This is a genomic window from Bacillus sp. FSL K6-1106 (assembly GCF_038005245.1).
Classification (GTDB): Bacteria; Bacillota; Bacilli; order Bacillales; family Bacillaceae; genus Bacillus; species Bacillus altitudinis.
Genome location: NZ_JBBOSV010000001.1, coordinates 1,901,650 through 1,912,930, shown reverse-complemented (window position 1 = coordinate 1,912,930; position 11,281 = coordinate 1,901,650). Strand labels below are relative to the sequence as shown.

Sequence of the window (11,281 nt, the reverse complement as noted above, 5' to 3'; positions counted from 1 at the left end):
ACTGTTCGAAATGGAGGGTATCGGTGAGTAAATACACTTCTCAAAATAATCACACACAAGTCGTCCAGCTATTCCAAGATGGGCATTACTTTTTTCATAAAGGTCTAAAAGCATATAGAGAAAGAAATCTGTCTAGGGCAAGTAAGCTGATACAGCGGGCCATCGTTCTTGAGCCTGAAAATGTAGAAATGCTGTCGCAGCTTGCCATTATTTATACTGAAATGGGTCATTACCAACAATCAAATGAACTGCTTGATTTTATCCTTGAACACTTGGATGAGAATATGTCAGAGTGTCACTACTTTAAAGCCAATAATTATGCGAATCTCGGTTTGTTTCAAGAGGCATATAGATGCGCCACTGCTTATGCTGCGCTGGAAGAAGACGGGGAATTTGCAGATGAAAATGACGATCTCCTCGATCTGCTTGATATGAGTGACGATGTTGATGAAGATTTTCCTTATGATCAGGATGATCTGATTGTAAAGCAGGATCAAGCCAACCATTTGCTAGAAAGCGGCAGGCTGGATGAAGCAATCGAGATGCTGGAACAGATGATTGTTGAGTATCCAGAGTTTTGGTCAGCGTATAATAATCTCGCTTTGGCCTATTTTTATTCTGGCCAAATCGATCAGGCAAAAGAAATGTTGAACCGGGTCCTTCATGAAAATCCCGGTAATCTGCATGCCCTTTGTAATCAGCTTGTTTTCTATCATTATGAAAAAGAAGAAGAAAAGGTCAATCTGTTAGCGAAGCAATTAACGCACGTGTATCCAATATTAAGTGAACAGCGTTATAAGCTTGGCGCAACATTTGCCCTTGTTGGAGAATTTGAATGGGCATTTAAATGGCTTTATTCTTTGTATAAAACAGGTTTCCAAGGTGATAGTACGTTTTTATACTGGCTGGCAAGTGCAGCCTATTATACGGGCCACAAAACGCTGGCGCAAACCGTCTGGGATAAGATGGTGGAAGAAGATATTGATGCAGATGAAATCAAGCCGTGGCAAGATAAACCAGAGGAGTCTGAGCCAATGGTTTCAATTGAGGAACGACTCACTGCCTACTATGTCAGCAAACAAAAAGGTGAACGTGACGTCTTGCAATCTGTTCTTGATTCCCGCGCTGCGAAAACGGCCTTTGAACAGCAGTTTATTGAGTTACTTTTATATGAAGATCAAATGGAAGAACGATCGTTTTCAGAAGATGCGGTCTTCGCAAAACAGGCGGCATCTGCTTTGGAAGAAGCGGTGCAGCCTGATAGCCACATGCCATATTTTTGGTTATTCCATATTATTCAGCAAGCACGCGCTTCAGGCGTAGAGAAGAAAAATGCCATTGCATGGGCAGCAGCTTCTTATTATCTATGGATGAATGAACAAGAAGAATCAGCTGTCAGCAAAAAAGAGATCGCAGCTTCTTTTCAGATCAGCGTTCAAACGCTGTCAAAATATGAGAATATTATTTGTGCGTTCATGGTTTGAATAGGTAAATAGATTCAGATAACAGCAGCATGGCCGAAAAGGTCATGCTTTTTTCTTGGATAAAAAGGTGGGATTTGCTAGGATTTGGCGAAGTATGACAATCTCGACATCTATTTGAAACATAAATGTAATAAAAATATTAGCTCATTTTGTCGATGTGTCATGTATAATGAAACTCGTGGATTAAAACAAAGACATATATTTAAATATTTTACTATACATAATGCAACACCTAGTGATAGAAACAATCTGGTCAACATCTGACTGAATCATCAGGAAGAAAGACACAGGAAGCACAGATTGGTCGCAGAGAATTTGCTGCTTTCTCATGTCGCTTGGGAAATTGTCAAAGGAGGAACTATACGTGAAAAAGTTTATTACTTTCGGTTTAGCTTCGGTGATTGGAGCGAGCGGTTTATTTATTCCATTTACTCATGAAGCAAATGCACAGAACTTTGAACAAAAGAAACAAGAACTAGACAGCAAGCAGTCAGAGGTAAACAAGAATCTTCAAAAGAAAAAAGAAGAGCTTTCAAAGCTTGAGGCAAAACAAGAGGCACTTGCGCTAAAGCTAAAAGAAATTGACGAAAAAGCTTTAAAAACAAGTGATCAAATCGAAGAAAAACAAAAAGAAAACGAAAAAACAAAAAAAGAAATCAAAGCACTGAAAAAAGAAATTGCTGATACAGAAAAACGTATCGAAGAAAGAAACGAATTCTTGAAAAAGCGTGTACGTGCGCTTCAAGAAAGCGGTGGTTCTACGAAATACATAGATGTATTACTAGGAGCAAAAAGCTTTAGCGATTTCATCAGCCGTGCAGGTGCTGTATCTACATTAATCAACGCAGACAGCGAAATCATTAAAGAACAAGAAAGAGACAAAGCAGAATTACAAAAGTCTGAAAACGAATTAAATACAAAGCTTGAAGATGTTCAAAAGACGCTTGCAAAGCTTGAAACACTTCAAACAGACTTAAATAAACAGCTTGATGAGAAAGACAAGCTATTCAAGCAAGTGAAAAAGCAAAAAGGAAGTGCTTCTTCTCAAATCAGCGAGTTAAACACTGAGGCAAACAGCATTGCATCTGAAAAAGACGCAACAATCGCTGCTCAAAAACAAGCTGAAAAAGAAGCAAGAGAAGCTGCTCAAAAAGCAAAAGAAGAAAAAGCACAAAGACAACAGCAGCGTCAAGCTAGTGTTCAAGCAGAAGACAACAGCTCTAATAACGACAGCGGTTCTTCTTCAAATAACAGTGGATCTTCAAATAACAATAGCAGCAGTTCACCAAGCAAAAAGCCATCTTCTGGCGGTGGATCACCTGTCAGCAATAACGTAGGCGGAATCGAAGGTGCGATCAGCACAGGTTCTACCATTGTAGGACAATCTCCATATAAATGGGGCGGCGGCAGATCACAAGCCGATATTGACGCACGTCGTTTTGACTGTTCTTCATTCGTTCGCTGGGCATTTGCATCAGCAGGCATCAACCTTGGACCAGTTGGCGGTACAACAACAGATACGCTTGTAGGTAAAGGAAGAGCTGTAAGTGCATCTGACATGAAACGCGGAGACCTTGTGTTCTTTGATACGTATAAAGTAAATGGACACGTTGGTATTTACTTAGGAAACGGTACATTCTTGAACGATAATAGCTCTCGCGGTGTTTCAGTTGACTCTATGAGCAACGTTTACTGGAAAAAAGCATTCAATGGCGTTGTAAGAAGAGTCGTTGAATAAATCATTACTTACTATATAACCGTAAACAGGCTTCCTTAAACAGCAGTTTAAGGAAGCTTTTTCTTTTTTTGAAGATATGAGCAAATGATTCGCTTATTACCCGCAGATTTAATAGGATATGGGTAAGGAATAAAAGCTAAGAGTGGAAATGATGCTCTCTGTCATGAATGGAAGCATCACCCAAGGGCATTCTAATAAGAAATGCTAGCAGCAATTGAAGAGGGAGTGACAGTTGTGTCAGAAGAAAAAATCTACGATACGATCATCATTGGAGCGGGTCCTGCCGGAATGACAGCCGCTGTTTATACATCACGGGGAAATCTTTCAACACTGATGATTGAAAGAGGAATTCCAGGCGGCCAAATGGCGAATACGGAAGATGTCGAGAACTATCCGGGCTTTGAAAGCATCTTAGGGCCGGAACTTTCAAATAAAATGTTTGAGCATGCAAAGAAATTCGGTGCCGAGTATGCGTATGGCGATATTAAAGAAATTGTAGATGGTGAAGAGTACAAAATCGTCAAAGCTGGTTCCAAAGAATACAAAGGACGCTCTGTCATTATTGCGGCAGGTGCTGAATACAAAAAAATCGGTGCACCAGGCGAAAAAGAACTTGGCGGCCGCGGCGTATCATACTGCGCGGTATGTGATGGAGCCTTCTTTAAAAACAAAGAGCTTGTCGTGATTGGCGGAGGAGACTCAGCAGTAGAAGAGGGTGTTTACCTCACTCGCTTTGCATCTAAAGTCACTATTGTCCATAGACGCGACAAACTTCGTGCCCAAAGCATCTTACAAGCACGTGCATTTGATAATGAAAAAATCGACTTTATGTGGAACAAAACCGTTAAAGAAATCAATGAAGAAAACGGGAAAGTCGGCAGTGTGACATTAATTGATACCGTGACAGGTGAGGAAGAAGACTTCAAAACAGATGGCGTCTTTATCTACATCGGTATGCTGCCGCTGTCTAAACCATTTGAAAATCTAGGGATTACAAATGCAGAGGGCTACATTGAGACGAACGAAAGAATGGAAACAAAAGTTGAAGGAATCTTCGCAGCTGGAGACATTCGTGAGAAAACACTTCGTCAAATCGTCACAGCAACAGGTGATGGAAGTATTGCAGCACAGAGTGCACAGCATTATGTAGAAGAGCTTGCTGAAAAGCTAAAAGCAATGAAATAAACAGCTGTCGTAAATCCTTAATATTGCGTCACGGGCTTTTAACTGGAATGTAACACGGGTGAAACAATTATCCGTTATGATGAAACTAGTAATTGACCCCCTTTTATAAGGAATACATGTTTGGCACGGATGTGAATCCGTGTCCTTTTTTTTTGCTTAAAATCAGAAATTCACGAGATGTTCACAAATGACGCATGGAGAACCGTTAGATGTTGTAAAATAAAGAATAGAGAAAGTGCCCGTCACCATATTCATACGAAAACCTGTCTGTTTTCAGTGAAGAACGGGCATGTTCATTGTGGGAGCCATGATGAACCTGTATAATAAGAAAAAGACATAAAAGAGTAGGTGACAGCTGATGCAACGAGTAACCAATTGTGTGCTGCATCACGATGATCAAGTTCTCTTGCTGCAAAAGCCAAGACGAGGCTGGTGGGTAGCACCTGGCGGCAAAATGGAGAGCGGAGAATCGGTCAAGGATTCAGTCGTTCGAGAATTTAGAGAAGAAACAGGCATTTATATTTTAAATCCGCAGCTAAAAGGCGTGTTTACCTTTATCATAAAAGAAGGCGATCAAATCGTTCAAGAGTGGATGATGTTCACCTTTATGGCAGATTCCTTTACAGGAAAAAACGTATCAGAGTCGGAAGAAGGCATTTTAAAATGGCATGATGTAAAAGATGTGCCTAGCTTGCCGATGGCTCCAGGAGATTCCCATATTCTTGACTTCATGTTGAAAGGGAAAGGACTTCTCCACGGCACTTTTACGTATACACCAGATTTTGAGCTGATTGCTTATCGATTAGATCCTCAAGGAGACTAATAAATGAACCGTTTTCATAAAGAAGGAGAGGGAGCAGGCATGAATACGCACAAACAAGATGATATTCAGCTTGTGATTATTACAGGAATGTCAGGTGCGGGGAAAACCGTTGCCATCCAAAGCTTTGAAGACTTAGGTTACTTTTGTGTGGATAACTTACCGCCATCACTTTTACCGAAGTTTCTAGAGCTCATGAAGGAATCCAATTCAAAGATGAGCAAGGTGGCCCTTGTGATGGATTTGCGCGGACGCGAATTCTTTGATAGCTTAATTGCTGCCTTAGATGAGATGAGTGATATCGGCTGGATCACACCAAGGATTCTATTTTTAGATGCAAACGATAAGGTGCTTGTCTCAAGATATAAAGAAACGAGACGTTCTCATCCCCTTGCGACTACAGGTTTGCCGCTCGAAGGAATTGAGATGGAACGCGATCTGTTAGAAGAGTTAAAAGGCCGGGCTCAAATGATTTTTGATACATCGGATTTAAAACCCAAACAGCTTCGAGAAAAAATTGTTGCACACTTTGCCACGAGCCAAGGGCAGGTGTTTACAGTGAATGTGATGTCCTTCGGTTTTAAATACGGTCTGCCGATTGATGCTGATCTTGTATTTGATGTGAGATTTCTGCCGAATCCTTACTATATTGAGAGCATGCGTCCACAGACTGGAAACGATGAAGAAGTACGCTCCTATGTCATGAAGTGGAGTGAAACGCAAAAGTTCACAGAGAAATTAATCGACCTTCTCAGCTTTATGCTACCGTCCTATAAACGAGAAGGAAAAAGCCAACTTGTTATTGCCATTGGCTGTACAGGCGGACAGCATCGATCAGTGACGCTAGCGAACTACTTATCGGAGTATTTTAAAAATGACTACTATACACATGTCACTCACCGGGACATTGAAAAGAGAAGCAGAAAATAGATGACGACACTTCCAAAGGTGGTCATTCTTGGCGGAGGCACTGGCTTATCTGTTTTACTTAGAGGATTAAAGACAAAGCCAGTGGACATTACCGCCATTGTGACGGTAGCTGATGATGGAGGCAGCTCAGGCAGACTGCGACATGATTTGAATATTCCGCCTCCAGGCGATATTCGAAATGTACTTGCGGCACTCTCTGATGTCGAACCGCTTGTAGAAGATTTATTTCAGCACCGTTTTAATAAAGGGAATGACTTAACAGGCCACTCTCTCGGCAATCTCATTCTTGCGGCTATGACGAATATAACCGGTGATTTTTTTCATGCCGTCACAGAAATGAGCAAGGTCTTAAATGTGAGAGGAAAAGTATTGCCAGCAGCGAATTCAAGTGTTGTTCTTCATGCGGAATTAGAAAACGGGCAAGTGGTAACGGGAGAATCAAAAATCCCAACCTATGGTGAGCGAATTAAACGAGTGTTCCTCACACCCGATACGATTGAGCCGCTCCCAGAATCGATTCAAGTCATTCGTGAAGCCGACTTGATCGTCCTTGGACCTGGCAGCTTGTATACCAGTATTTTGCCCAATCTGCTTGTACCGCATATTGGCGAAGAAGTGATTCGTTCTAAGGCGAAAAAAGTGTATATTTGCAATGTCATGACACAGCCGGGGGAAACGCTTTCCTACAGTGCAGCTGATCATGTGCAGGCACTAAACGATCATATGGACCGACCATTTATCGATACGATATTTGTGAACAATAAAGAAATTCCAGAAGAAATCAAAGCAAAATATGCAGAAGAACAGGCGCAGCCTGTACAATTCGACACAGATGTACTCAAAGCCATGGGACTAGAAGTCATCCCTGGGGAAATCATTACATATGACCAGCATGTGATTCGTCATGATACGTTGAAAGTAGCTGCGCTGCTTGTCGATTTGCTGCATCAGAAAAAATAGGAATGGGGGTGGCAAGGATGTCATTTGCATCCGAAACAAAAAAAGAGCTGACTAATCTGGAAGTGAAGGACTGCTGCACAAAAGCAGAGCTTTCTGCCCTCATCCGTATGAACGGTTCATTATCTTTTTCTAATCGAAAATTGATTTTAGATATACAGACAGAGAACGCAGCCATTGCAAGACGTATTTATACCCTTTTGAAAAAGAAATACGATGTGACTGTCGAGCTGCTCGTTCGTAAAAAAATGAGATTAAAAAAGAATAATGTGTATATTGTCAGACTGGTAGAACGAGCGAAAACCATTTTAGAGGACCTAAAGATATTAGGTGAACAATTTGTATTTGAACGCAACATTTCAGAAGAACTTGTGAAGAAAAGATGCTGCAAGCGTTCCTATATGAGAGGTGCTTTTTTAGCAGGAGGTTCTGTGAATAATCCAGAAACCTCTTCGTATCACCTTGAGATTTTTTCACTATACAAAGAACATAATGATGCCCTTTGTGAGCTCATGAATCAATTCCATCTTAACAGTAAAACACTTGAACGCAAAAAAGGCTTTATCACATACATGAAGGAAGCGGAGAAAATTACGGAATTCTTAAGTGTTGTGGGTGCTCATAACTCATTGCTTCGTTTTGAAGACGTGCGCATCGTCCGAGATATGAGGAATTCTGTGAACCGGCTCGTCAATTGTGAAACAGCAAACTTGAATAAAACGATCGGTGCCTCACTGCGCCAGGTTGAAAATATTCAATTCATTGACGAAAAGATTGGACTAGACGCCCTGCCAGATAAGCTGCGTGAAATTGCGCAACTGCGTATTGACTACCAAGAAGTCACACTAAAGGAACTTGGCGAAATGGTGGAAAGCGGCAAGATCAGCAAATCAGGCATTAATCACCGTTTAAGAAAGCTAGATCAAATTGCAGAACAATTAAGAAACGGACAAGCTGTTACACTCAAATAGGGAAATAAAAAAGGGAGGCAGATCATATGGTGGAAAAAACGGTCACAATTCAGCTGAAAACGGGTTTGCAGGCACGTCCGGCTGCTTTGTTCGTTCAAGAAGCCAATCGTTTTGGTGCTGATATTTTTCTAGAGAAAGATGGGAAAAAGGTCAATGCGAAGAGTATTATGGGACTGATGAGTCTTGCGATTAGCTCTGGGGTCACCGTCAAACTAATAGCTGATGGAGCAGATGAACAAGAAGCCATCGATGCGTTAACGGATTTTATCAATCAAGAAAACTGAGTCTCTTTCAAGGGCTCAGTTTTTTTAGGAGGGAAAGCTGTGATTCAATCAGCCTTTTTACAGAAAATTGGATATGAAGCCGCGTCCATTACGTTTGATCAATTGCCAGATTTACTAAGGAAGATGGCTTATACCTTTCCTTTTGAAAATAGATCTGTGGTGGGTAAACACGCCTATGCTTTGGATCAAGAAGGTTTGAAGCATCATCTTCTGGAAGGCAGCAGAGGTGGGCTTTGCTATGACCTCAATCCGCTCTTATATTATGTCTTAAAAGAGGCAGGTCTCGCTGTACAGCTCGTTCAAGGGACCGTATATAACAAAGAAGCAGAGAAGTGGGCACTGGATGGGACGCATGTAGCCATCGTCTTTCAACATCACCATGAGCGCTACCTCATTGATGCAGGATTTGGTGTGAATTTACCCCTTCAGCCCGTCCCTTTTACAGGTGAATGGGTGGAAGCACCGTCCCTTCGTTTTCGCGTGAACGCAGAGGAAACAGAAAAAGGAACCCATCTACTCCAATTGGATAGGGGAGCAGGTGCTGAAACAGGTTATGCTTTCACATTAAAAGAAGTCGGTGAAGATACACTTGTGCAATTGCGGCATGAGATTTATGAAAATGAAGCCTCTCCTTTTAACAAAAGGCTGCTTGCATCCAAACTGACACCAACAGGTCGTGTGATCGTGACAGAGGATCATGTCACGATACATGAACAGGAAGAAGTATCGAAGAAACCACTCTCACAACCGTTTGAGGAGTACGTACAAAAACTGCTTCCGTAAACAATATGAAAAAAGACAGCCCTTTTGACTTAGGGCTGTCTTTTTCATTGATTAACGAATCCTCGTAAATGTCGCATAGTGATCGGTTGTTTTATAAATGAGCCAGTCACTTGAGTATACTAGGCGGTCAGCATTACGGAAACCGGAGACGTAGTTGATGTCGGCTTCACGCCATGTACGGCCACTAGCGGATGGAAGGCGTCCCTCCCGATTAGAGAATACGTCTCCACCGATGCTTTTGCCCGGCGCGACTTCAGCTAAATTTCCTTTTGATGCCACCCATCCGAGGGCGCTCGCTTGTGATTTGGTGATGTAATTATCAGGTAGTCGTTTATAGCGGATTAAGTAATCTGCTACACCATCAAAGGTATTAATGACGGCAAGGGTACGAAGGTCTGGTGCAAGCTGTACGGAAGCAGTCTCATTTGTGGCTGTGGGTGTAAGTGGTGTTTCTGCATGGACTTGCTGCGGGATAAATCCAGAAAACAGAATGGCAGCAATCAGAGCGAACAGAGTAAAAATCGAACTTATTTTTTTCATCTTGATCCTCCTCAAAAGGAAATAGGATGCCGTCCTCTTGATGCTTGTCTACCTCATATTATAGCACCGGCATATGAAGAGAATGTAAAGAATCAGGAGATTGGAAAAAATGAGGATTTTTGACCTACTGTCTCTAGATGACGTAAACAAAAAGACGCAGTTCCCTGCGCCTTTTTTCAATTAAGATGAGGCAAGCTCCTTCACAATATCAACAGGGGCTTTGCCGTCAATTCCATGAAGCACATTATGAATGGCTCGTTTCAGCATAAGATCTCTTGTCGTTTCAGTAGCGGAACCGATATGCGGGGCAAGGGTGACATTGTCCATCTCTTTGAAAGGATGATCTTCCTGAAGCGGTTCTTGCTCATACACATCCAGACCAGCTCCTTTAATCCACCCTTCCTGCAGTGCTTGAATGAGGCTTTTCTCATCGACGGTTTTTCCGCGGGAGATGTTCACGAATAAAGCTGTCGGCTTCATTAATTTCAATTCCCGCTCTCCTATCATATGGTACGTCTCATCCGTCAGTGGTGTGATTAACACAATGATATCAGCTTGCTTCAGCAAGTCATCCAGTGCACAATATACAGCGCCATATGCCGATTCGGCTTTCTCGTTCCGGCTCCGGTTGTGATAGAGGACGTTCATATCAAAACCATGAGCGGCTCGTTTGGCTACTTGCTCACCGATTCGTCCCATCCCAATGATCCCAAGCGTTTGATGATGGACATCAATGCCGAATATATCTTCCTCTTGAACAAATTTTGTCCATTTTCCCTTACGGATAAAACGATCAAGCTCGGCAATTCTCCTCGCAGAAGAGAGAATGAGAGAAAAGGCAAGATCAGCAACGGTATGATCGAGTGTATAAGGCGTGTGCGTACCAATCACGCCTCTTTGTCTCATGGCTTCTAGATCAAAATTGTCATAACCGACTGAATTATTGCTCACCACCTTGAGTTGGGGTGCGTGATCTAATAAATCTTGATCAATTTTCGTACCAGATGTTAAAAGGCCATCAGCCTTCTGCAGCTTCTCAAATAACAGATCTCTTGGGATCGGATCCTTTGACTGCCATACCTCGTATGTACAATGTGCCTTTAGCATGTCTTCAAAAGAGGCAGGTAAGGGTTTGGCGACAAAAATATGTGGTTTCATCATCACAACTCGCTCCTTTCACATGGTCATCTTTCTCTTTTTATTATAAAGCAACTATTTTGGCAGTACACGTTTGAATATGAGCTGCTCAATATTTAATATACTGAAATAACTGAAAAGGAGAGATTTTTATAGTGAAAGAGTAAATGCTGATGTCTTTTTATGATGTAGAAAAACGAGGGATTAGTAGATGAGTCATAGAAAAATGTTAGATGTTTCGAGAGATAATCTGACAAACTGGAAAATAGATCGAGACTTTTTGATAGAAAATTTATTATATTTGCAGTGTATTAAACGGGATGGTCATTTTCTACTAAACCATTTCATCGTCTTTTGTTGAAATGAAAGCCATTGTTTGAAAGCAAAAGCCGCCTCTCCCCTGTGCTGAAGCGGAACAAAGAGCAAAATAGAGAAAATGCTTACATATTCTC

10 protein-coding genes and 1 pseudogene are annotated in these 11,281 nt (G+C 41.7%); 9 read left to right on the top strand and 2 right to left on the bottom strand.

Going from position 1 to position 11,281, the window contains the following annotated elements; genetic code table 11:
- The first annotated feature begins 23 nt into the window (after positions 1–23).
- From MHI20_RS10125 to MHI20_RS10085, 9 genes are all read left to right on the top strand, one after another.
- Positions 24–1,484 carry a tetratricopeptide repeat protein gene (locus tag MHI20_RS10125; RefSeq protein WP_041507811.1) on the top strand — a complete coding sequence of 487 codons (1,461 nt, stop codon included), beginning with the start codon at positions 24–26 and terminating at the stop codon, positions 1,482–1,484.
- 364 nt (positions 1,485–1,848) lie between these two features.
- The gene (locus tag MHI20_RS10120; RefSeq protein ID WP_024719881.1) at positions 1,849–3,222 is read left to right on the top strand and encodes a C40 family peptidase; all 1,374 of its coding nucleotides are present in this window, start codon (positions 1,849–1,851) and stop codon (positions 3,220–3,222) included.
- A gap of 234 nt (positions 3,223–3,456) precedes the next feature.
- Entirely contained in the window at positions 3,457–4,407 is a 951-nt protein-coding gene (gene trxB, locus MHI20_RS10115) for a thioredoxin-disulfide reductase (protein WP_024719880.1), read from the top strand.
- 358 nt (positions 4,408–4,765) lie between these two features.
- Positions 4,766–5,230 carry an 8-oxo-dGTP diphosphatase gene (locus MHI20_RS10110; RefSeq protein WP_058336954.1) on the top strand — a complete coding sequence of 155 codons (465 nt, stop codon included), beginning with the start codon at positions 4,766–4,768 and terminating at the stop codon, positions 5,228–5,230.
- Positions 5,231–5,269: 39 nt separating this feature from the next.
- Positions 5,270–6,157, top strand: coding sequence for an RNase adapter RapZ (gene rapZ, locus MHI20_RS10105; protein WP_024719879.1), 888 nt, complete (start codon positions 5,270–5,272; stop codon positions 6,155–6,157).
- The gene (locus MHI20_RS10100) at positions 6,158–7,117 is read left to right on the top strand and encodes a gluconeogenesis factor YvcK family protein (protein WP_008348128.1); all 960 of its coding nucleotides are present in this window, start codon (positions 6,158–6,160) and stop codon (positions 7,115–7,117) included. It begins immediately after the preceding gene.
- 17 nt (positions 7,118–7,134) lie between these two features.
- A complete protein-coding gene (whiA, locus tag MHI20_RS10095; RefSeq protein ID WP_008348125.1) occupies positions 7,135–8,085 on the top strand; it encodes a DNA-binding protein WhiA in 951 nt (316 codons plus the stop codon).
- A gap of 26 nt (positions 8,086–8,111) precedes the next feature.
- Positions 8,112–8,369: an HPr family phosphocarrier protein gene (locus MHI20_RS10090; protein WP_008348124.1), complete on the top strand. Its 258-nt coding sequence runs from the start codon at positions 8,112–8,114 to the stop codon at positions 8,367–8,369.
- Positions 8,370–8,408: 39 nt separating this feature from the next.
- Positions 8,409–9,152, top strand: a complete 744-nt coding sequence (locus MHI20_RS10085) for an arylamine N-acetyltransferase family protein (RefSeq protein ID WP_340937950.1) — start codon at positions 8,409–8,411, stop codon at positions 9,150–9,152.
- Between the two features lie 51 nt (positions 9,153–9,203).
- On the opposite strand, the pseudogene MHI20_RS10080 reads toward MHI20_RS10085, so the two are convergent.
- Positions 9,204–9,530 (bottom strand): annotated as a pseudogene (locus MHI20_RS10080) (ribonuclease); the annotation flags it as partial.
- A gap of 342 nt (positions 9,531–9,872) precedes the next feature.
- A complete protein-coding gene (locus MHI20_RS10075; RefSeq protein WP_039169103.1) occupies positions 9,873–10,850 on the bottom strand; it encodes a 2-hydroxyacid dehydrogenase in 978 nt (325 codons plus the stop codon).
- Positions 10,851–11,281: the final 431 nt, after the last annotated feature.

Coding starts and splice junctions, on each gene's coding strand:
- MHI20_RS10110 (WP_058336954.1), top strand. CDS start 4,766: ATGCAACGAGTAACCAATTGTGTGCTGCATCACGATGATCAAGTTCTC.
- rapZ (WP_024719879.1), top strand. CDS start 5,270: ATGAATACGCACAAACAAGATGATATTCAGCTTGTGATTATTACAGGA.
- MHI20_RS10100 (WP_008348128.1), top strand. CDS start 6,158: ATGACGACACTTCCAAAGGTGGTCATTCTTGGCGGAGGCACTGGCTTA.
- whiA (WP_008348125.1), top strand. CDS start 7,135: ATGTCATTTGCATCCGAAACAAAAAAAGAGCTGACTAATCTGGAAGTG.
- MHI20_RS10090 (WP_008348124.1), top strand. CDS start 8,112: ATGGTGGAAAAAACGGTCACAATTCAGCTGAAAACGGGTTTGCAGGCA.
- MHI20_RS10075 (WP_039169103.1), bottom strand. CDS start 10,850: ATGAAACCACATATTTTTGTCGCCAAACCCTTACCTGCCTCTTTTGAA.